Origin of the sequence: Pelomonas sp. V22, assembly GCF_030014915.1 — a bacterium.
Taxonomy (GTDB): Bacteria; Pseudomonadota; Gammaproteobacteria; order Burkholderiales; family Burkholderiaceae_C; genus JAUASW01.
On record NZ_JAGIXS010000001.1, the window covers coordinates 1,013,188 to 1,034,883 of the forward strand.

Sequence of the window (21,696 nt, forward strand, 5' to 3'; positions counted from 1 at the left end):
CGTCTCGTTCATTTTGAATTCTTCTCCAGCGCGCGAACTCGCTCGCGCAGGGCGTGGAGTTGGCGCAGCGTGGCCGCGTTCTTCTCCCAGCTGGCATTGTCGTCGAAGGGGAACATGCCGCTGTAGACACCGGGCTGGCGTATCGATCTTGTGATCGCCGTACCGGCCGACACATGCACGCCGTCGGCGAGGCTCAGGTGGCCAAGGATGATGGCCGCACCGCCGACCGTGCAATGCTTGCCGATCACGGCACTGCCCGCCACGCCCACGCAGCCGGCCATGGCTGTGTGCGCACCGATCTGCACGTTGTGGGCGATCTGGATCAGGTTGTCCAGCTTGACGCCCTCCTCGATCACCGTGTCGCCGAGGGCGCCACGGTCGATGCAGGTGTTGGCGCCAATCTCCACGTCGTTGGCGATCCGCACCGCACCGAGCTGTTCGATCTTGATCCACTGGCCCTGGCTCGGCGCGAAGCCAAAACCGTCTGCGCCGATCACCGCGCCGCCGTGCACGATGCAGCGCTCGCCGATCACGCAGTCGAAGCCGACCGTGACGCGAGCCGCCAGCCGCGTGCCAGCGCCTATTCGGGCATCGCGTTCGACCACGCAATGCGGGCCGATGCGGGCTCCATCGCCTATCTCCACGCCAGCCTCGATCACAGCCAGCGGGCCGATGTCCACGTCGGCGCCAATGCTGGCCGTCGGATCGACCACAGCACTCGGATGAATCCGCGGCGCAGGCAAGGGCCGCATGCGCGCCGCCCACCACTGGGTCAGTCGAGCGAAGTACAGGTAGGGGTCGGGAGTGACGATGGCCGCACCACGGGCGGCGGCCGCATCAGCCAGAGCCGGCGCCACGATCACGCAGGCGGCACGGCTCTCGGTCAGCTGCGACTGGTAGCGCGAGTTGGCCAGGAAGGCCAGCGAACGCTCCCTCGCCTCGGCCAGGGGCTGCAGTGCATCGATCTCGGTGGTGGCGTCGCCAAGAAGATCGCCGCCCAGGGCGGCGATCACATCAGCCAGTGTGGTGGTGGCGACGGCAGCCAATCACTTCTGCGCGTTGATGGCGTCGATCACCTTCTTGGTGATGTCGACGCGGGGGCTCGCGTGGATGGCGTCTTGCACGATCAGGTCGTACTTCTCGGAGTCGAAGATCTGCTTGATCACGCGGTTGGCACGCTCGAGCAGTGCACCCATTTCCTCGTTCTGGCGGCGCTGCAGGTCTTCCTGGAGCTCACGCACCTTGCGCTGCAACTGCAGACCTTGCTCCGAGAGCTCGCGCTGACGGCGCACGCGCTCGGTTTCGGGCAGGCTGGGCGCTTCCTTGTCCAACTTTTCCTCAGCCTGACGCAGGCGCGTTTCAAGGCCGCGGAGCTCCGTCTGGCGCTTGCTGAATTCCGCCTCGAGTCGAGCCCCGGCCGCCTTGGCGGGGGCGCTCTCACGGGTGATGCGCTCGCTATTGATGTAGCCGATCTTCAGCTCTTGGGCCTGGGCCGACAGCACCGGCAGCGAGGTGATGGCAGCAATGGCCATCGCAGTTAGCAGCTTGCTCTTCATCAGAATGCAGTCCCGATCTGGAATTGGAATTTCTCGATTCTATCTTTGCCGTACTTGCGCACCGGCACGCCGTAGCTGAGGCGCAGCGGGCCCATCGGCGACATCCAGCTCAAACCGATACCCGCCGAGGCACGGAGCATATCCGGACCGTCAAACAGATTGCCATCACGCCCCTTGCTGTTACGGTCCCAGCGGAGCTTGGTGTACTCGGCCCAGACGCCGCCGGCATCCATGAAACCGAACAGGCGGAAGGTCTTGTCATTGCCACTGCCCGGAACGGGCAGGTACATCTCGGCGTTGACGTTGAGTCGGCGATTGCCACCCGAGTAGGAGCCGGTCACGTCGACCGGGCCCAGCGAGCCGGCCTCGAACACCCGCACCGAACCCAGGCCACCGGCGTAGAAGTTCTTGAAGATCGGATACTCGTGGCTGCCCAGGCCACTGCCGTAGCCCAGCTCGGCATTGACCATCAGCGTGAACTTCGGGCCATAGACCTGGAAGAACTGCTGGTACTGCAGGTTGGCGCGCACGAAGCGCGAATCGCCAACCGGGCTCAACTCAAAGTTGGCGCGCTGGTACTTGCCCGCCATTGGCGAGAGCACGCTGTCACGGTTGTCACGCTGCCAACCCACAGTGAGCGGGAAAGCATTGCTCTTCTGGCCGAACTGGTGACGGAACAGGAAGTAGCTGTTGGGCAAGCCCGCCGAGGTGGTGATCTTGGTTTCTTCGTAGCCTGCGCCGAAGAACACCGTGTCCTGCTCGGAGAAAGGCACGCCGAAGCGGATGTTGCCGCCGTGCGTGACCAGCTGATAGAACTCGCCCAGCGTGTTGAGCGGCTTGGTCGTGCGGTAGAACACGTCGAAGGCGCGCGAGATGCCGTCCACCGTGTAGTACGGATCCACCGTGCTGAAGGTCAGGGCGCGGCCGGTGCGGGCTGTGTTGACTTCAACGCCGAGGTAGTTGCCCGAACCGAAGACATTGTCCTGGCGGATAGAACCACTGAGCGACATGCCCTGCTGGCTGGAGTAGCCCGCACCGACCATGATGTTGCCGGTCGGCCGCTCGGTCACCGTCATCACCACGTCGACCTGGTCTTGCGCACCAGGCACTTCGTTGGTTTCGAAGTTGACGTCCTTGAAGTAGCCGAGGCGCTCGACGCGGTCTCGCGAGGCCTTGATGCGGCCGCCGTCGTACCAGGCCGATTCGAACTGGCGGAACTCGCGGCGGATGACTTCGTCACGGGTGCGCGAGTTGCCGGAGACCAGCATCTTGCGCACGTAGACGCGGCGCTGCGGATCAGCCACGAAGGTCACCGTCACGCGGCCGGTGGCGCGGTCGATGTCCTGGCGGCTCTCGGCCCGCGCGAAGGCATAGCCGTAGGTGCCGTAAAGATCGGTGAAGTTGCGCGTGGTCGCGTTCACCGCGTCCACCCGATAAGGCTCGCCAGGGCGCAGGGCCACCAGGCGCTTGAACTCCTCTTCACGGCCCAGGAACTCGCCCTCGAGCTTGACGTCGGTAACGATGAAGGGCTCGCCCTCGCGCACCGTGATCGCCACGTTGATGCTCTGCTTGTCCGGAGAAATCGTCACCTGCGTGGAGACAACGGCAAAGTCCAGATAGCCACGGTTCAGGTAGTGGGAACGGATCTTTTCCAGATCGGCATCGAGCTTGGCGCGCGAATAGCGGTCGGTCTTGGTGTACCAGGTCAGCCAGCCGGTGGTGGTCTGCTCCAGCAGGCCGAGCAACTCGCTCTCCGAGAACACCTTGCTCCCGAGAACGCGGATCTCACCGATCTTGGCGGGCTCGCCTTCGGTCACCGTGAAGGCCACGTTGACGCGGTTGCGCTCCAGCGGCGTGATCGTGGTCGTGACCTGGGCGCCGTAGAGGCTGCGGGTCAGGTACTGGCGCTTCAGCTCCTGCTCGGCGCGGTCGGCGAGGGCCTTGTCGAAGGCCTTGCCTTCGCCAATGCCCACGTCCTTCAGAGACTTGGACAAGGCCTCGGTGTCGAACTCCTTCAGGCCAACGAAGCTGACGTTGGCGATGATGGGACGCTCCTCAATCACCACGACGGCCGTCGTGCCGTCGATGTTGATGCGCACGTCCTTGAACAGGCCGGTGGCGAACAGGGCGCGCAGCGCGGCCGCACCCTTTTCATCGTTGTAGGTGTCGCCGATGCGGAAAGGCAGCGAGGCGAAGACGGTGCCGGGGTCAGTGCGCTGAGCGCCCTCGACGCGGATGTCCTTGAGGACGAAGGGATCGACTGCCCAGGCTGCACCGGTGTGCAGAGCGGCGGCGAGCGCCATGGTCAGGACTGACGGACGCATACGCGCGCGGTGGCTTTTCATCAGGGACATGCGAACGGAGATTCAGTACAGACCCAGCTTGTGGGCCATATCGTTGGACAGGGCAAGCGCCATCATCAGCAGCAGGACGAACGCGCCTACGCGCTGCAGCTGCCTGTGCCACCACTCCGAGACGGGGCGACCGCTCAGACCCTCAAAAAGATAATACATCAGGTGTCCCCCATCGAGCATTGGCAGCGGCAGCAGGTTCAGCACCCCGAGGCTCACACTGACGAGAGCAAGTACGGTCAGGAAATAAGCAAGGCCCATGGACAGGGCCTGGCCCGCGTAGTCGGCAATCGTCAGCGGGCCGCTGAGGTTCTTCAGCGAGGCTTCGCCGATCAGCATCCGGCCGAGCACCCTCAGCGTCATCGTCGAAACATCCCAGGTGCGCTCGACGCCCCCGACCAGCGCCGCCCACACCGGCTTGCTGACGGTGACCAATTCGGCCGGGCCACCCACATAGGCCTCGATGCGACCGAAGGGCTTGCCACCACCATCGGCCACCGGCTGCGGCGTGATGTGCATCGAAAGCACCTGGCCGGAGCGCTCGACCCGCCATTGCATGGCCAGTCCCTGGCCATCCCGGACACCGGCACGGATGCTGTCGAACAACTGCTGGGCGTCGGTGACGGCGCGACCATCAATGTCCAGCACGCGGTCGCCTTCCAGCAGGCCGGCCACGGAAGCGGCACCGCCGGCCTTGACCTTGCCAATCAAGGGCTCGCGGAACGCGCCACCCAGGCCAATGCGCTGCAGCAATTGCGCATCGAGCTCGCCCTTGGGCACCTGGCCCGCTTCCAGCCTCACCGTGCGGCGGCCATGGCCGGCTCGATCGCTGACGCTCATTGCCAGCGGCTCGCCCTGCGACACCGCACGCATCAGATGCCAGCGCAGCTCGGACAGCGATTGCAGCTCGGTCCAGTTCTGGCCGTCGGTCGACACCGCCTGCACCCAGTCGCCGGCGCGCAGGCCCGCACGCTCGGCCAGGCTGCCCGCGCTCGGCGAGCCCAGCACCGACTTGGGCTCCTCGACGCCCAGCACGCTCACGGCCGCAAACAGCAGCACGGCCAGCAGCAGGTTGATCAGCGGACCCGCTGCCACGATGGCGGCACGCTGGCGCAGCGGCTTGTTGTTGAAGGCCTGCGAGCGCTGGGCCTCGGAGACAGGACCTTCGCTCTCGTCCAGCATCCGCACATAGCCGCCGAGCGGCAGCAGGCTGAGCGTGAACTCGGTGCCATCGGGATGGGGCTGGCGCCGCCACAGCACGCGGCCGAAACCCACCGAGAAGCGCAGTACCTTGACGCCACAGGCGCGAGCAACGATGTAATGGCCGTACTCGTGCACCGGCACCAGGATGCCCACGGTCAACAGGAAACCCAGCAGCTGCATCACGCTGAAATGGCCTTCATCAAGGTCTGCGCGTGGCGGCGGGCTCGGGTATCGAGAGCCAGCAGGCCCTCGACGCTGGCGCACTCGCCAGCCTCGGGCTGAAGCTGTTCAAGCGACAGTTTGTTGACCATGTGGATCTGGTCGAAGCGCAAGCTTCCCGCCAGGAAGGCGGCCACGGCTTCTTCATTCGCGGCGTTGAGCACCGCCGTCGAGCCTTCGGCACCGCGCAGCGCCTGCCAGGAAAGATGCAGCCCGGGGAAGCGACGCTCGTCGGCCTCCTCGAAGCTCAGCGAGGCACAGGCGAGCAGGTCCAGGCGATTGGCGCCGGATTCGATGCGTTCGGGGAAAGACAGCGCGTAGGCAATCGGCACGCGCATGTCCGGCGTACCGAGCTGGGCCAGCACCGACATGTCGCGGCACACCACCATCGAGTGGATGATGCTCTGCGGATGGATCAGCACCTTGACCTGATCGGGCTGCAGGTCGAACAGCCAGCGCGCCTCGATCACCTCGAGCGCCTTGTTCATCATCGTGGCCGAGTCGACCGAGATCTTGCGGCCCATCACCCAGTTCGGATGAGCACAGGCCTGGTCAGGCGTCACGTCGCGCAGGGTGGCCGGATCACGCTGGCGGAACGGGCCGCCAGAGGCCGTCAGCACGATGTGGTCCACGCGCTGGTGCCAGGTCTTGCGATCCTCGGGCAGGCATTGAAAGATCGCCGAATGCTCGCTGTCCACCGGCAGCAGCGTGGCGCCGCCCTCCTCGACTGCGTGCATGAACAGCGCGCCGCCGAGCACGATGGCTTCCTTGTTGGCGAGCATCAGCCGCTTGCCGGCACGCGCGGCGGCCAGGGCAGGCGCCAGACCCGCCGCGCCGACGATGGCGGCCATCACCACGTCCACATCGGGGTGGGCAGAAATCTCGGCCAGGGCCTGGGCACCATCGAGCACCTGGGTGTGACTGCCCCGCTCGCGCAGCTGCTCGCGCAGGCGGCGAGCCAGCGCTGCGTCAGGCATCACCGCGAAGCGCGGCTGCCATTGCTGACATTGAGCCGCCAATTCCTCGACCCGGCTCATCGCGCTGAGTGCGAACACCTCGTAGCGCTCGGGATGACGGCCCAGCACATCCAGCGTGTTGGTACCAATGGAGCCGGTGGAGCCCAGCACGCAGACGCGCTGGCGGCGACTTGAATTCAGATTCATAGGCTGCTGAGCGCGAGGGCCAGCGGGAAGACAGGCAACAAGGCATCGACACGGTCCAGCACACCGCCATGGCCGGGCAGCAGCTGGCTGCTGTCCTTGGCGCCGACGGCACGCTTGATCAGCGATTCAAACAGATCGCCAACGACACTCATGCTGGAGAGGAAAAGCAGGGCCAGCGTGGACACCGGCCAGACTTGGCGCTGCAGGATCTGGAACAGGCTGGGCGAATCGACCTTGAACTGCTGCTCGATCACGGCCGTCCAGAACACCGACAGCAGGAGCACGCCGGCCATGCCAGTCCAGACACCTTCCCAGCTCTTGCCCGGGCTGATCGCCGGCGCCAGCTTGCGCCGGCCCATGGTGCGGCCACCGAAGTAGGCGGCGATGTCGGCCATCCAGACCAGGCAGAAGATCGATAGCAGGAAGTTGATACCGACGGCCTTGGCCTGCGCGATGGCCAGCCAGGCGGCCCACAAGGCCACGGCGCCGAGCACCATGCGCAGCAGCTGAGGAATCAGCGGCCAGCCCTTCACGCCACTGCGCAAGGCATAGGCACCGCCGAGCACCCACAGGCCACCGGCCAGCCACCAGCACCAGGCCGGCGGCGCGCTGAGGCCCAGGGCCAGCAAGGTGGTTCCGCAGGCGGCGGCAATGGCAGCGCCAAAGCTGAGGGCGGGTGCCTGAGACAGGCCGTTGAGCCTGGCCCATTCCCAGCCACCAGCGCCGATCATCACCAGGGTCAGGATGGCAAAGGGCCAAGGCGAGGCGGCGAACAGGGCCGGCAGGAGAATAGCCAGCAGGACGATGGCCGTGATGATGCGGGTGCGCAGCATCGTTCAGGCGCCCGTCAGGGCCGGCGCTTCCTTGACGCCGCCAAAGCGGCGGTCCCGCTCGCGGAAGGCTTCGATCGCGGCATCCAATTGGGCTGCACCGAATTCGGGCCAGAGGCAGTCGGAGAACACGAACTCGGTATAGGCCACCTGCCAGAGCAGGAAGTTGCTGATGCGCACCTCGCCGCCGGTACGGATGAAAAGATCCGGATCGGGCGCGTAGCTCATCGCGGTGAACTCCGACAGCTTGGCCTCGGTCAGCTGCTCGGGCGGCACGCCGGCCTGCATCGCGGCCTTGCAGGCCTGCACGATGTCCCAGCGGCCACCGTAGTTGAAGGCCACCGACAGCGTCAGCTTCTTGTTGTCGTTGGTGCGGCTCTCGGCCTCGTTCCAGGCGTTGCGCAGCTTCTCGGACACCGCGTCGCGGTCGCCGACGATGCGGATGCGCACACCCATCGCACCTATGCGCGCCAGGTAGCGCGACACCGCCGCCAGCACCAGGCCCATCAGGCCCGAGACCTCGTCGGTCGAGCGCTTCCAGTTCTCGCTGGAGAAGGCAAAGACGGTGAGGTACTCGATGTCTCGGTCGATGCAGGCCTGGATCACATTGACCAGGGCATCGACCCCTTGCTTGTGGCCGAAGAAGCGCGGCAGAAAGCGCTTCTTGGCCCAGCGGCCATTGCCATCCATGACGATGGCGACATGGCGGGGCACCGCCTTGCTCAAGTTCTCGCTCACGGGACTCAGACGGCCAGGATCTCGGCTTCCTTGCCGGAGATCAGCTTGTCGATCTCGGAGATGACGCGGTCGGTCAGCTTCTGCACTTCATCGAGGCTGCGGCGCTCGTCGTCCTCGCCGATTTCCTTGTCCTTGAGCAGCTTCTTGGCTTGCTCATTGGCATCGCGGCGCAGGTTGCGCACGGCCACCTTGGCGTCTTCACCGGCATTGCGCACCACCTTGGTCAGGTCGCGGCGGCGCTCTTCGGTCAGCGGCGGCATCGGCACGCGGATCAGCTCGCCTTGCGAGGCCGGGTTCAGGCCGAGGTCCGACTCGCGGATCGCCTTCTCGATCTTGGCGGCCATGCCCTTTTCCCAGGGCTGGACGCTGATGGTGCGGGCATCGAGCAGGGTCACGTTGGCCACCTGAGAGATAGGCACCATCGAGCCGTAGTAGTCCACGCTGACCTGGTCGAGCAGACCCGGGTGGGCGCGGCCGGTGCGGATCTTGTGCAGTTCATTCTTGAGGGCTTCGACGGACTTGGCCATCTTGGCCTCGGCGTTCTTCTTGATGTCGGCAATGCTCATGATGATTCTCGAACGTGGGTCTTGCTGCTTTATTTCGCGTCTGTGATCAGACGTGGACCAGGGTGCCCTCGTCCTCGCCCATCACGACGCGCTTAAGCGCGCCCTGCTTGAAGATCGAGAACACCTTGATCGGCAGTTTCTGGTCGCGGCACAGCGCAAAGGCGGTGGCGTCCAGCACCTGCAGGTTCTTGCTGATGGCTTCATCGAAGCTGATGCGCGTGTAGCGCGTGGCTTCGGGGTCTTTCTTGGGGTCGGCGCTGTAGACGCCATCGACCTTGGTGGCCTTCAGCACGATCTCGGCACCCACCTCGGCACCACGCAGGGCGGCGGCGGTGTCCGTAGTGAAGAAAGGGTTGCCGGTACCGGCGGCGAAGACAACGACCTTGCCCTCTTCCAGGTACTGAAGCGCCTTGGGGCGCACATAGGGCTCGACGACCTGCTCGATGCCGATGGCGGACATCACACGGGCGGTGATACCTTCCTGGCGCATGGTGTCGGCCAGGGCCAGCGAATTCATGACGGTAGCCAGCATGCCCATGTAGTCGGCGGTGGCACGGTCCATGCCGACCGAACCGCCGGCGACGCCGCGGAAGATGTTGCCGCCACCGATGACGACGGCCACCTCGACCCCCATCTGCGTGATCTCACGGACCTCCTGGACCATGCGCACGATGGTGGCGCGATTGATGCCGTAGGCGTCGTCGCCCATCAGGGCTTCGCCGGAGAGTTTGAGCAGGATGCGTTTGTACGCGGGCATTGTGACCTCGGAGTCTGCGTTGGGGTGAGGCACCACGCTGTAGCCCCATGGCAGCAGCGCAGGCACAAGTGTAAAGGGCGCCAGAGGCGCCCTTTGTATCAGGAGGCTTACTGCCCCTTGGCGGCAGCCACCTGGGCGGCCACCTCGGCGGCGAAGTCGTCCACCTTCTTCTCGATGCCCTCGCCCACCACGTACAGGGTGAAGCCCTTCACGTTGGTGGCCTTCTCCTTCAGCATCGCGGCGACGGTCTGCTTGCCGTCAGCGGCCTTCACGAAGACCTGGTCCAGCAGCGAGACTTCCTTCAGGAACTTCTGCACCGAGCCTTCGACCATCTTGGCGACGATGTCGGCCGGCTTGCCGGATTCGGCAGCCTTCTCGGTGGCGATCTTGCGTTCCTTCTCGACCAGCTCGGCCGACACCTCGGCCGACGACAGGGCGGCCGGCTTCATGGCGGCGACGTGCATGGCAACGTCCTTGGCAGCCACGTCGTCACCGTCGAACTCGACGACCACGCCGATGCGGGTGCCGTGCAGGTAGGTGGCCAGCTTGTTGCCGGCGGCGTAGCGCTGGAAGCGGCGGATCGTCATGTTCTCGCCGATCTTGCCGATCAGGCCCTTGCGCACGTCTTCCACCGTCGGGCCGAAGCCTTCTTGCGACAGCGGCAAGGCCGACAGGGCGGCCACATCGGCCGGGGCGCTGGTGGCGATCAGGCCGGCAACGGCGCTCACGAAGGCCAGGAAGGCATCATTCTTCGACACGAAGTCGGTTTCGCAGTTCACTTCGACCATGGCGCCGACGCCGTCGACGACGGCCGTGGCGACCACGCCTTCAGCGGTCACGCGCGAGGCGGCCTTGCCGGCCTTGTTGCCCAGCTTGACGCGCAGGATTTCTTCGGCACGACCCAGATCGCCGTCGGCTTCGGTCAGGGCCTTCTTGCACTCCATCATCGGAGCGTCGGTGCGAGCGCGCAGCTCACCCACCATGCTTGCGGTAATTGCAGCCATCTTCAGTCTCCATCACCCGGGCGATAAGCGCCCGAACAAAAAATCAACTTGGAAAAAAGGGGCTGTAAGCAGCCCCTTCGTCTGGGTGTGGCGAGGGCTTAGTTGCCTTCGTTCACTTCCACGAATTCATCGCCAGCCGGAGCGGCGGCTTGCACCACGTCGTTGCCGGCGTTGGCACGGCCTTCGAGCACGGCGTCAGCGACAGCGCGGGCGTACAGAGCCACGGCCTTGGCCGAGTCGTCGTTGCCCGGGATGATGTAGTCGATTCCGATGGGCGAGTGGTTGGTGTCAACCACGCCGATCACCGGGATGCCCAGCTTCTTGGCTTCGGCCACGGCAATCTTGTGGTAACCGACGTCGATCACGAAGATGGCGTCCGGCAGGGCGGCCATGTCCTGGATGCCGCCGATGTTCTTTTCCAGCTTGGCAATGCCACGCTGGAACATCAGGGCTTCCTTCTTGATGGCGGGCTGCGTGCCGGCTTCGACCTGGGCTTGCATGTCCTTCAGGTTCTTCAGCGAACCCTTGACCGTCTTGAAGTTGGTCATCATGCCGCCGAGCCAACGCGAATCAACGTAGGGCATGCCGCAACGCTGGGCTTCCAGGGCGATGACTTCACGGGCTTGACGCTTGGTGCCGATCATCAGGATGTTGCCGCGCTTGGACGCCAGATTGCGCACAAACTTCATCGCTTCCTCGAACTTCGGCAGAGTCTTTTCGAGGTTGATGATGTGAATCTTGTTGCGATGGCCGTAAATGAACGGGGCCATCTTGGGGTTCCAGAAGCGGGTTTGGTGACCAAAGTGGACACCAGCTTCCAGCATTTCGCGCATCGTGACGGACATGGGTAACTCCGAAGGTTGGATCTAAAATCCGGCCCGAATCGGCGGCCCCGATACATTTGGGGCGACGCCGACACCTTTCAGTGGCCGGTTTGCGATTTGTCTTGCTCACGCAGCCCAGGCAAAACGCGCAGGGCATGCGGCAAAACCCAAAGAGTATAGCAGACCAATGCCCGACGACCTGATGACCGCCCTGCGGCAGCGCCAAGCTGGCGCCCTCAGCGCCTCTGCAGCGCTGGAGGGCAGCATCGCGGCGGCCCGCAGCCCGGCCTGCCGGCACGCGCTGGTGCGCGACTTCTTCGACACCGCCCGCCTGACCGCCCGCCACCTCGATGAACAGCAGGCAGCCGGCCTGCCGCCGCCACCGCTGGCCGGGCTGGCAGTCAGCATCAAGGACTTGTTCGACGTGGCCGGCCGGCACACCACAGCGGCCTCGGCCTCGCTGACGGACGCCGCGCCCGCTGCCGCAGACAGCCCGGCTGTAGCACGCCTGCGTGCCGCAGGCGCTGCGCTGATAGGCCACACCAACATGACCGAGTTCGCCTTCTCCGGCCTCGGCATCAATGCGCACCACGGCACACCATTGAACCCGGTCACGCTGGCGCTGGACGGCAAGCAGCGCATCCCCGGCGGCTCCAGTTCCGGGGCCGCCGTGACGGTGGCCACCGGCGCAGCCTGGGCAGCCCTCGGCTCCGACACCGGTGGCTCGATCCGCATCCCGGCCGCACTGCAAGGCCTGGTCGGCTTCAAGAACACCGCGGCCCTCACGCCACGCGAGGGCTGCATCCCGCTCTCCACCTCGCTCGATACCGCCTGCGCCATCACCCGCAGCGTGCGCGATGCGGTGCTGATCCACGAAATCCTAGCCGCCCGCCGCGTCGCCATCGATCCGCGCCCCTTGCGCGGCTGGCGCCTGGCGGTGGTCACCGCGCCGCTGTTGCTCGATGGCATGGATGCCACGGTGACGCACGCTTTCGAGCGCAGCCTGCAGTGGCTGCGCCGGCAAGGTGCTCAAATCGAGGAAATCCCCCTGCCCCGTCTCCAGGGCCTCGCCGCACTGCAGGCCCAGGGTGGCCTGGTGGCCGCCGAGGCCTGGGCCTGGCACCGAAAAAGAATGCAAGAACAGACTTCCATGTACGACCCTCGCGTGTCCACACGCATCCAACGCGGCGCAGCCACCAGCGCGGCCGACTACATCGACCTGCAGGCCGCGCGCCGCGAATGGATCGCAGGCATGCAGGCGGATCTGGCCGGCTTCGACGCTGTGCTGAGCCCCACCGTTCCCGTGGTTGCCCCCGAACTCGCACCGCTCGAAGCCAGCCTCGATGCCTACATGACGGCCAATGCCCTGCTGCTGCGCAATCCAGCCGTCGTGAACATGCTGGACGGCTGCGCGATCAGCCTGCCCTGCCAACAGCCGGGCGAGTTGCCTGTCGGCCTGATGCTGTGGTGCACAGCCGGTCAGGACGACCGTCTGCTCTCGATCGCGCTGCAAGCCGAGGCGGCCCTGGCCGCAGGAGTGCAGTGATGCGGGTCGCCGTGATCGGCGCCGGCATTGCCGGCGTCTGCAGCGCGTTCGAGCTCGCGGCCGATGGCCATGAGGTGACCGTCTTCGAGCGCCGTGGCAGCGTGGCCGCCGAATCGAGCTTCGCCCATGGCGGCCTGCTGGCCCCCGCCTATCTGACGGCGTGGAGCGCATTGGGTCGTCGCGCCCTGCTGCAGCCACGACGCAAGCACAGCTCCCTTCAGCTGAGCACGGCCAAACTGCTCTCCCCCGCGCTGTGGCGTGCCGCCCGCTTCAACCCCGAGGCCGCCCGGCGCCTGCAACCCTTGCTCAGCTACAGCCAGGCACGCCAGGCCGAACTGCGCCATGCGCTGCAGCTCGACTACGAACGCAGCGAGGGCCTCCTGATGCTGCTGCGCAGCGGCCGCGAGCTGGCCGCCGTGCAGCCCGGCCTCGCGCTGCTCAGCGAACTGGGCCTGCCGCACAAGCAGCTCGACGCGGCCGAATGCCTGGCCCTGGAACCGGGCCTCAGCCCCGACACGCCGCTGCAAGGCGGCATCCACCTGCCGCAGGATGAGATCGGCAATTGCCGCCAGTTCGCCCATCTGATGCGCAGCGAGGCCCGCCGACTCGGTGCGCGCTTCCGCTTCCACACCACGGTGCAACACATCGAAGCCGGCGCTCAGCCGCAGCTGCTGCATGCCTACACACCGCCCGAAGAAGCGCAGACGCTCAGCGCCGAATCGGAGACCGGTGGCGACACCCGGCCCGAGACCATGGAGCCGCAGCTGGAACGCTTCGACGCCATCCTGATCTGCGCCGCTGGCGACACGGCCGCACTGTTGAAGCCGCTGGGCCTCAAGCTGCCGCTGCAGACCTGGCAGGGCTACTCGATCACTGCGCCGCTGCGGCAGATCGAAGCCCACCCGGACCTCGGCCCGCGCTCGGGCCTGGTCGACGCGCAGTACCACGTGGCACTGAGCCGCATCGGCCAGCGCGTGCGTGTGACCGGCGTCACCGAGATCGGCGGCCATGCCACGCAGCTGAGCGCGCGCGCCGTCGGCACGCTGCACAAGGTGCTGCACGACTGGTTCCCCGGCGCGGCGCAGCACAGCGGCATCCAGCGCTGGCGCGGCGCTCGCAGCCGCGTGGCCGATGGCCTGCCCCTGCTCGGCGCGAGCGGCCTGGCCGGCATCTGGCTGAACACCGCGTATGCCGATGACGGCTGGGCCCTCGCCAATGGAGCGGCCCGCCTGCTGGCCGACCAGCTCGCTGGCCGCGCACCCGCCATCGATGGGGCCGGCATGGACATTTCCAGGCTGGGCTGACAAGCTGGTGCCATGCTGACCCAGGTCCTGCCGGCGCCCCTTTCACTGCTGCTGCATAGCGACGCGCAATGCCGGGCGCTGGAGGCCGGTGAGCATCAACCGCCGCTGATGGAACGCGCCGGCCTGGCCCTGGCCAAGCTCGCGCTCGCGTTGCAGCCGCATGCGCGGCAGATCCACGTCGTGTGCGGCCCAGGCAACAACGGAGGCGATGGACTGGTGGCGGCGCAGCTGCTGCACGCAGCGGGCCGCCAGCCCCGGGTCAGCTTGATAAGCGCCGGCAAGGCCACACCGCCCGATGCTGCCCGCGCTCTGATCCAGGCCCGGGAGGCCGGCGTGCCCATCGAAGCAGGATGGCGTGATGAAGGCGGCAGCGAGCTGCTGATCGACGCCCTGCTGGGCCTCGGCCTGAGCCGCGCTCCCGAGGGCGAGATCGCCACCGCCATCGAACGCATCAATGCCCAGACTTCGCCGGTGCTCGCGGTCGACCTGCCGAGCGGCCTGTCCAGCGAGACCGGCCACACGCCCAGCACCGCCTGGGTTCGAGCTCATGACACCTTGAGCCTGCTCACGCTGAAGCCCGGCCTCTTCACCGGCCAAGGCCGCGAGGCGGCAGGCCGGATCTGGTTCGACGATCTCGGCATTGCGGCGCCGGCCGATGGCTGCAGCCGGCTGACGGGCGCCGATGTGATGGCCGCTGCGCCGGCCGGCGGGCATGCCGCCCACAAGGGCAGCCGCGGCGATGTGCTGGTGATTGGCGGCGCTCCAGGTATGCAGGGCGCCGCCCGTCTGGCGGCACGCGCGTCGCTCGCCAGTGGCGCCGGGCGCGTCTACCTCTGCCTGCTGGGCGAAGCCGACGGCGGCGCTGATCCGCAGCGACCTGAGCTGATGCAAAGGACACAGGCCCAGCTCACCGATGTAGCCTCCTGGCGAAACCAGGTTGTCGTTGCGGGCTGCGGTGCCAGCACGGCCATCGCCCCGCTGCTGCCCAGTCTGCTGAGTCAGGCCGAACGCCTCGTGCTGGATGCCGACGCACTGAACGTCATCGCTGCCGACAGCCCGTTGCAGAACGCGCTGAGTGAGCGCAGCGCCCGCCGCCAATCGACCTGGCTGACGCCACACCCGCTGGAAGCCGCGCGCCTGCTCGGCTGCAGCAGTGCCGAGATCCAGGCGAACCGGATGGCGGCCATTGAAGCGCTGCTCAAGCGCTACCGCTGCGGCGTGGTGCTGAAAGGCTCGGGCAGCCTGGTGGCAAGCCCGGGCGCCCTGCCCTCGATCAACTCGAGCGGCAATGCGGCGCTGGCGACGCCAGGCAGCGGCGATGTGCTCGCCGGCTGGCTGGGGGGCCTGTGGGCGCAGGCACCCTCGGGCGCCGACCTGCATGCCTTGGCCTGCCGTGCCGTGTACTGGCATGGCGCCGCCGCAGATTCGCAAGCGGCCGGCCCCTTGCGGGCCAGCGACCTGATCGAACGCATGCACAGCCTGCATCCGCGCCGCTGAGGCGCGGATGCCGCATCAACGGCGCTTGCGGGTGCGCGCCTCGGCGCTGGCCTTCGCCTTGCTGCGCGCGGCCTTGACCGGATGCGCCGGCGGCGCCTCGGCCACGACCTTGGGCGCCCGTGCCGGCTTGACCGGCTTGGTCTTGCGCGCCGTCTTGGCCGCCCGGTCGGCGCGGCGCACCTCCTCCAGGGCCTCGACTGCCGTGGCTGGCGTCTCCTTGGGCTTATGCTGGCTCTTGTCGCGCGGCGGCTTCGCACTGGATCGCGGCAGGTCTTCCCCATCGCGAACCAGGCGGAAATCGATCTTGCGGCCGTCCAGGTCAACCCGGCTGACCTGCACCTGCACCCGCGCGCCGGTGGCGAAGCGGATGCCGGTGCGCTCGCCACGCAGCTCCTGGCGCACCTCGTCGAAGCGGTAGTACTCGCCACCCAGTTCGGTGATGTGGATCAGGCCCTCGACATAGAGCTGGTCGAGCTGCACAAACAGGCCGAAGCTCGTGACCGCGCTGACGGTGCCGCTGAACTCCTCGCCCAGGTGTTCGCGCATGTAGCGGCACTTGAGCCAGGCCTCGACATCGCGTGAGGCCTCGTCGGCACGGCGCTCGTTCGCGCTGCAATGCGCGCCCACAACCTCCCAGCGCTCGGCCTCGGTCGAGGCCGTGGCCGGGTTGATCGGCTTGGGCCGGCCCGGGCGCTTGGCCGGCTCGGGCACGTTCATCTTGCCGGCATCCAGCTGGTAACGCTTGTTGGCCAGCAGGGCCTTGATCACACGGTGCACCAGCAGGTCCGGATAGCGGCGGATCGGGCTGGTGAAGTGTGTATACGCCGGATAGGCCAGCCCGAAGTGGCCGGAATTGGCGCCGGTGTAAATGGCCTGCTGCATCGAGCGCAGAAGCATTGAATGGATCTGTGTGGCGTCCGGCCGGTCCTTGGTGGCCGCAGCGATGGCCTGGTACTCGCCCGGCTTCGGGTCGTCGCTGATGCCAAGGCCGATGCCCAGCGCGCGCAGGTAGGCCTGCAAGGCCGTGCGCTTCTCGGGCGTGGGGCCCTCGTGGACACGGAACAGCGAGGCATGCTTGCAGCCGGCAATGAAGTCGGCCGCGCAGACATTGGCGGCCAGCATGGCCTCCTCGATCAGCTTGTGCGCCTCGTTGCGGACGCGCGGCACGATTTTCTCGATCTTGCCGTTGTCGTCGCAGACGATCTGGGTCTCGGTGGTTTCGAAGTCCACGGCACCGCGCTTCGCCCGCTCGCCGAGCAGCGCACGATAGACCTCGTGCAGATGCAGCAGGTGCGGCACCAGGTCTTTGCGGCGCGCCGCCTCGGGCCCGTGGGTGTTGCCCAGCACGGCGGCCACCTCGGTGTAAGTGAGTCGCGCGTGCGAGTTGATCACCGCCGGGTAGAACTGGTAGGCGTGGGTCTGGCCCTCGGCATTGATCAGCATGTCGCAGACCATGGAGAGCCGGTCTTCGTGCGGATTCAGCGAGCACAGGCCGTTGGACAGCTTCTCCGGCAGCATCGGAATGACACGACGCGGGAAATAGACCGAGGTGGCGCGCTCATACGCGTCTTCGTCGAGCGGCTCGCCGGGCTTCACGTAGTGGCTCACGTCGGCAATCGCGACGATCAGGCGCCAGCCGGTGAAGGCCGTCTTGCCCCGCCCCTGCTTGTGCGGCTCGCAATAAACCGCATCGTCGAAGTCGCGGGCGTCTTCGCCGTCAATCGTCACCAGGGCCACGTCGCGCAGGTCAACGCGGTGCTTGAGGTCGGCAGTGCGCACCCGCTCGGGCAGCTTGGCGGCCTGGGCCTGCGTCTCGGCGCTGAAGGCATGCGGCACCTCGTACTTGCGCACCGCGATCTCGATCTCCATGCCGGGATCGTCGATCTCGCCCAGCACCTCGGTCACACGACCGACGGGCTGCGAATACAGCGAGGGCGGCTCGGTCAGTTCGACCGAGACGATCTGGCCCGCCGCCGCATTGGCGATGGCGTTCTTGGGGATCAGGATGTCCTGGCCGAAGCGCTTGTCTTCGGGCGCCACAAGCCAGACACCCGACTCCAGCAGCAGGCGCCCGATGATGGGCTTCTTCTTGCGGTCGAGGATCTCGAGCACCTTGCCCTCGGGCCGGCCACGCTTGTCGTAGCGCGTGATGCGCACGCGCAGGCGGTCGCCGTGCATGACGGCATGCATCTCCTGCGAGGAGAGGTAGACGTCGGGCTGGCCATCGTCGGGGATCAGAAAGCCATGGCCATCACGGTGGCCCTGCAGCTTGCCCTCGACCTCGCTCAGCAGCGCGCCGCCGGTCCCGGCAGTGCTCAGGCTCGAGGCGCTTGCGTTCTTAAAATTTTTGATGATAGAATCCTAGTCTTTCCTGAAATGCAAATCGCTTAGAAACTAAAACTAAGCGACTCGCAAACTAGCCCAGATGGCGGAATTGGTAGACGCACTAGTTTCAGGTACTAGCGGGTAACTCCGTGGAGGTTCGAGTCCTCTTCTGGGCACCAAATTGTAAGAGCCAGCACAGCGTGCTGGCTCTTTGCATTTGTGGCCTGCGCGCTTGAAAGCGGCAGTGCCATCAACGACAAAAGCCAGCACTCGCGTGCTGGCTTTCTGCTTTGTGCGACGAAGAACAGCAGCCGGCAAGCCGATGTTCTGCTCGGCTTGTTGCTGCGTCATCGTGACTGCCCTCAGACGCTGAACTTCTTGGCCAGCGCTTCCGGGCCCATGCCGTCGTACTCTTCGAACGGCTGGTGGATCCAGGGGCTGGTCTCCAGCATCTCGACGTAGTAGTCGGGCGTGTAGGTCGAGACCGACTTGGTCCAGATCACGGCCGAGCGCAGTTCGGTGATCGAAGGCATGCCGCGCAGGCGCTCGACCACGGCCTTCAGCGTCACGCCGGAGTCCGCCAGGTCGTCCACCAGCAGCACGCGGCCGGCCAACTCGCCCTTGGGCATGGTGATGTACTTGGCGATATCCAGGCGGCCCTGGATGGTGCCGGCCTCGGCGCGGTACGAGCTGGTGGACATGATGCCCAGCGGCTTGTCGAACACGCGCGAGAGCACGTCGCCGGGCCGCATGCCACCGCGGGCCAGGCAAAGGATCTGGTCGAACTGCCAGCCCGAGGCATGGACCTTCAGCGCCAGGCGCTCGGTCAGCAGGTGGTACTCGTCCCAGGACACATACAAGTGCTTGCCGTCGTCGGTCAACATGGGGAACTTCTCCTGATTCGGTGATTGCTAGTGTCGGGGCTTGCTACCGGTCTCGGCCTCAGGCCTTGTACGGGTGTTGCAACAGAATGGTGTGTTCGCGGTCCGGGCCGGTCGAGACCATGGCGATGGGCGCGCCGATCACCTCGCTGACACGCTCCAGGTAGCGGCGGGCGTTCAGCGGCAGCTTCTCCCATTCGGTCACGCCGAAGGTGGTCTCGGTCCAGCCGGGGAAGGTTTCATAGACCGGCACGCAGGCCGTGATCTCGTCGCCGTCCAGCGGCAGGATGTCGATGGTCTTGCCGTTCAGCTCGTAGCCCACGCACATCTTGATCTCGACGAGGCCGTCCAGCACGTCCAGCTTGGTCATGCACAGGCCGGTGATGCCGTTGATGATGATGGAGCGCTTCAGGGCGGCGGCATCCAGCCAGCCGCAGCGGCGGGCGCGGCCGGTCACGGTGCCCTTCTCCTGGCCCACGGTCGACAGGTGGTAGCCGACCGTGCCTTCCTTTTCCCACTCCAGCTCGGTCGGGAACGGGCCCGAGCCGACGCGCGTGGTGTAGGCCTTGGTGATGCCCAGCATGTAGTGCAGCATCTGCGGGCCGACGCCGGCACCGGCGGCGGCATTGCCGGCCACGCAGTTGCTCGAGGTGACATACGGGTAGGTGCCGTGGTCGATGTCCAGCAGCGTGCCTTGCGCGCCCTCGAACAGGATGTTGGCGCCGGCCTTGTGGGCCTTGTGGATCAGGTAGCCCACGTCGGCCATCATGGGCTTCAGCAGGTCCGCCATCTTCATGGCCTGGTCGAAGATGGGCTGGAACTCCAGCGTCTTCGCCTTCAGATAGCCATTCAGCGCGAAGTTGTGCAGCTCCAGCAGTTCGCGCAGCTTCTTGGCGAAGCGGTCCGGGTGCTTGAGGTCCTGCACGCGCAGCGCGCGGCGCGCCACCTTGTCTTCGTAGGCCGGGCCAATGCCCTTGCCCGTGGTGCCGATCTTGCCGCTGCCGCTGCTCTCACGCAGGGCTTCGCGGGCTTTGTCCACTTCCACATGGAAGGGCAGGATCAGCGGACAGGACTCGCTGATGAAGAGGCGCGAACGCACTTCGACGCCGGCCTTTTCCAGGCGCTCGATCTCGCCCAGCAGATGGGTCGGATCGACCACCACGCCGTTGCCGATGTAGCAGGCCACGCCGTCGCGCATGATGCCCGAGGGGATCAGTTGCAGCGCCGTCTTGACGCCCTTGATCACCAGCGTGTGGCCGGCGTTGTGGCCGCCCTGGAAGCGCACCACGCCCTCGGCGTGATCGGTCAGCCAGTCGACGACCTTGCCCTTGCCTTCGTCGCCCCACTGGGTGCCGACCACGACCACATTGCGACCGCGCGCGATTTCGCTTTGCATGATTTTCTCGTTCCTACTTGAATTGCTGTTGGCGACGCTAGAGCTTCAGAGAGCCCGCACCGCCCATTGAGAGCCGACCTGGACCAGTTCGCGGTCGCAGTCGAATTCGTCGCCTTCGTGCTCGTGCCCGGGCAGCACGCACACCACGGTCTCGCCTTGCTCGCGCAGCCGGCGGATCGCCGCGCGCAGGCCCGGATCCTCGCCCCAGGGGGCCCGCACCGCTGCCCGCAAGGGGCTGGCCGGCGCCAGGCTGACAAGGGTCTTCAGGTCGGCACTGAAGCCGACGGCTGGACGGCGTCGGCCGAACACCGCGCCCACCTCGTCATAGCGCCCGCCACGAAGCACCGCATCGCTGCAGCCTTCGGCGTAGAGCGCAAAACGGGCGCCGGTGTAGTACTCGTTGCCGCTCGCGTCCGCGAGGTCAAAGCCCAGCAGCACCTCGGGATGAGTCTGGGCCAGATGCTTGGCCAGCCAGGCCAGATCGGCCAACGCGGCTTCAATCAACGGATGGGCCGGCAGACGCTTGCGTGCCTGCTCCAGCACCTCGATGCCGCCATAGAGGCTCGGCAAGGCCAGCAGGCCCTGCGCCACCGCGGCCGGCAAGCCGGCACACAGGCTCGCCAGCTCGGCCTGATCCTTGGCCGCCAGCGCGGCGCCAATGGCTTCGAGTTGATCAGCCGGCAACTGCACGTCACCCAGCACACCTTGCAGGATGCGGGCGTCGCCGAGGTCCAGCGTGATGCCGACCAGGCCGGCACGGCGCAGTGCATCCAGCGCCAGCTCCTGAACTTCCAGATCGGCTTCGAGGCCAGCATGGCCGTAGATCTCGATGCCCAGTTGCAGCGGTTCGCGTGAGGCATGCGGGCCGGCCGGGCGGGTATGAACCACCGGGCCGCAGTAGCAAAGGCGCGTCACACCGGCGCGGTTGAGCAGATGTGCGTCGATGCGCGCGACCTGCGGCGTGGTGTCGGCGCGCAGGCCCAGGCTACGACCAGACAGCTGATCGACCAGCTTGAAGGTCTTCAGGTTGAGCGAGCGCCCGGCGCCGGACAGCAGGGAGTCCAGGTGCTCCAAGAGCGGCGGCATGACCAGTTCGCAGCCGTAGCCACGGGCCATGTCCAGCAACTCACGCCGCAGTTCTTCGATGCGGCGCGCCTGGGACGGCAGGACGTCGGCAATGTGCTCGGGCAGCAGCCAAGCAGAGCTCATGGACTTTCGAGGGGGGTTAAAAGCGCATTGTACCGGCCTGCCGGGCGCCGCCGAACAGCGCCGTACCACCGGCAGACTTCATCCGTGCAAAGCGCCCACCAAACAGCGGCCGCGTCAGGGCCAGTTCAGGTAGAGCAGCAGCAAACCCGAGAGCATGCTGGACAGGCCGATGAAGCGGATCTGGCCATCACTCATGGCCAGCACCCGAGAGAAGACCTCGCGCCACAGCTTGGGACTCAGGAAGGGCAGCAGCCCTTCCACCACCAGCATCAAGGCCAGTGCACCCAGCAGCAGGTCCGACATGGCCGGCAAAGGGCGGGCCGCTGA

At 66.4% G+C, this 21,696-nt stretch carries 19 protein-coding genes and 1 tRNA gene; 4 read left to right on the forward strand and 16 right to left on the reverse strand.

Annotation, left to right across the window (positions count from 1 at the left end):
- Window positions 1-8: 8 nt before the first annotated feature.
- The 11 genes from lpxD to rpsB form a co-directional block, all read right to left on the reverse strand.
- Entirely contained in the window at window positions 9-1,046 is a 1,038-nt protein-coding gene (gene lpxD / locus J7U46_RS04585; protein ID WP_282823649.1) for a UDP-3-O-(3-hydroxymyristoyl)glucosamine N-acyltransferase, read from the reverse strand.
- Entirely contained in the window at window positions 1,047-1,556 is a 510-nt protein-coding gene (locus J7U46_RS04590) for an OmpH family outer membrane protein (RefSeq protein WP_282823650.1), read from the reverse strand.
- Complete coding sequence (gene bamA / locus J7U46_RS04595) at window positions 1,556-3,859, reverse strand: outer membrane protein assembly factor BamA (protein ID WP_282824971.1); 2,304 nt, start codon at window positions 3,857-3,859, stop codon at window positions 1,556-1,558. The genes J7U46_RS04590 and bamA overlap by 1 nt, the downstream gene beginning before the upstream one ends.
- A gap of 63 nt (window positions 3,860-3,922) precedes the next feature.
- On the reverse strand, window positions 3,923-5,290 hold the full coding sequence (gene rseP, locus J7U46_RS04600) for an RIP metalloprotease RseP (RefSeq protein ID WP_282824973.1): 1,368 nt from the start codon (window positions 5,288-5,290) through the stop codon (window positions 3,923-3,925).
- Complete coding sequence (gene ispC, locus J7U46_RS04605; RefSeq protein WP_282823651.1) at window positions 5,290-6,492, reverse strand: 1-deoxy-D-xylulose-5-phosphate reductoisomerase; 1,203 nt, start codon at window positions 6,490-6,492, stop codon at window positions 5,290-5,292. Before ispC ends, rseP begins: the two co-directional genes overlap by 1 nt.
- Complete coding sequence (locus tag J7U46_RS04610) at window positions 6,489-7,325, reverse strand: phosphatidate cytidylyltransferase (RefSeq protein ID WP_282823652.1); 837 nt, start codon at window positions 7,323-7,325, stop codon at window positions 6,489-6,491. The genes ispC and J7U46_RS04610 overlap by 4 nt, the downstream gene beginning before the upstream one ends.
- A 3-nt stretch (window positions 7,326-7,328) precedes the next feature.
- Window positions 7,329-8,060, reverse strand: coding sequence for a polyprenyl diphosphate synthase (gene uppS / locus J7U46_RS04615; protein ID WP_282823653.1), 732 nt, complete (start codon window positions 8,058-8,060; stop codon window positions 7,329-7,331).
- A gap of 5 nt (window positions 8,061-8,065) precedes the next feature.
- Window positions 8,066-8,626 (reverse strand): ribosome recycling factor, encoded by a 561-nt coding sequence (gene frr, locus J7U46_RS04620; RefSeq protein WP_282823654.1) that lies wholly within the window; start codon window positions 8,624-8,626, stop codon window positions 8,066-8,068.
- A 46-nt stretch (window positions 8,627-8,672) separates the two neighbouring features.
- Window positions 8,673-9,383 carry a UMP kinase gene (gene pyrH / locus J7U46_RS04625; RefSeq protein WP_282823655.1) on the reverse strand — a complete coding sequence of 237 codons (711 nt, stop codon included), beginning with the start codon at window positions 9,381-9,383 and terminating at the stop codon, window positions 8,673-8,675.
- 107 nt (window positions 9,384-9,490) lie between these two features.
- Entirely contained in the window at window positions 9,491-10,387 is an 897-nt protein-coding gene (tsf, locus tag J7U46_RS04630) for a translation elongation factor Ts (protein WP_282823656.1), read from the reverse strand.
- 98 nt (window positions 10,388-10,485) lie between these two features.
- Window positions 10,486-11,232, reverse strand: a complete 747-nt coding sequence (rpsB, locus tag J7U46_RS04635) for a 30S ribosomal protein S2 (RefSeq protein WP_282823657.1) — start codon at window positions 11,230-11,232, stop codon at window positions 10,486-10,488.
- 166 nt (window positions 11,233-11,398) lie between these two features.
- Between rpsB and J7U46_RS04640 the strand changes: the two genes are divergently transcribed.
- The 3 genes from J7U46_RS04640 to J7U46_RS04650 are packed head-to-tail and all read left to right on the forward strand — an operon-like array spanning window position 11,399 to window position 15,558.
- Window positions 11,399-12,757 carry an amidase gene (locus J7U46_RS04640; protein WP_282823658.1) on the forward strand — a complete coding sequence of 453 codons (1,359 nt, stop codon included), beginning with the start codon at window positions 11,399-11,401 and terminating at the stop codon, window positions 12,755-12,757.
- Entirely contained in the window at window positions 12,757-14,061 is a 1,305-nt protein-coding gene (locus J7U46_RS04645; RefSeq protein WP_282823659.1) for an FAD-dependent oxidoreductase, read from the forward strand. The genes J7U46_RS04640 and J7U46_RS04645 overlap by 1 nt, the downstream gene beginning before the upstream one ends.
- Window positions 14,062-14,073: 12 nt before the next feature.
- Entirely contained in the window at window positions 14,074-15,558 is a 1,485-nt protein-coding gene (locus J7U46_RS04650; RefSeq protein ID WP_282823660.1) for an NAD(P)H-hydrate dehydratase, read from the forward strand.
- A 15-nt stretch (window positions 15,559-15,573) separates the two neighbouring features.
- On the opposite strand, the gene rnr is transcribed toward J7U46_RS04650, so the two are convergent.
- Window positions 15,574-17,847, reverse strand: a complete 2,274-nt coding sequence (gene rnr / locus J7U46_RS04655; protein WP_282824976.1) for a ribonuclease R — start codon at window positions 17,845-17,847, stop codon at window positions 15,574-15,576.
- Between the two features lie 130 nt (window positions 17,848-17,977).
- Between rnr and J7U46_RS04660 the strand changes: the two genes are divergently transcribed.
- Window positions 17,978-18,062: transfer RNA gene (locus J7U46_RS04660), tRNA-Leu, on the forward strand.
- Window positions 18,063-18,245: 183 nt separating this feature from the next.
- On the opposite strand, the gene J7U46_RS04665 is transcribed toward J7U46_RS04660, so the two are convergent.
- The 4 genes from J7U46_RS04665 to J7U46_RS04680 all read right to left on the reverse strand — a co-directional run bounded on the left by J7U46_RS04665 (window position 18,246) and on the right by J7U46_RS04680 (window position 21,672).
- A complete protein-coding gene (locus J7U46_RS04665; protein WP_282823661.1) occupies window positions 18,246-18,767 on the reverse strand; it encodes a phosphoribosyltransferase in 522 nt (173 codons plus the stop codon).
- 58 nt (window positions 18,768-18,825) lie between these two features.
- The gene (locus J7U46_RS04670) at window positions 18,826-20,160 is read right to left on the reverse strand and encodes an adenylosuccinate synthase (RefSeq protein WP_282823662.1); all 1,335 of its coding nucleotides are present in this window, start codon (window positions 20,158-20,160) and stop codon (window positions 18,826-18,828) included.
- 45 nt (window positions 20,161-20,205) lie between these two features.
- Window positions 20,206-21,369 (reverse strand): ATP phosphoribosyltransferase regulatory subunit, encoded by a 1,164-nt coding sequence (locus tag J7U46_RS04675; protein ID WP_282823663.1) that lies wholly within the window; start codon window positions 21,367-21,369, stop codon window positions 20,206-20,208.
- Between the two features lie 114 nt (window positions 21,370-21,483).
- Window positions 21,484-21,672, reverse strand: a complete 189-nt coding sequence (locus J7U46_RS04680) for a DUF2065 domain-containing protein (protein WP_282823664.1) — start codon at window positions 21,670-21,672, stop codon at window positions 21,484-21,486.
- Between the last annotated feature and the right edge of the window lie 24 nt (window positions 21,673-21,696).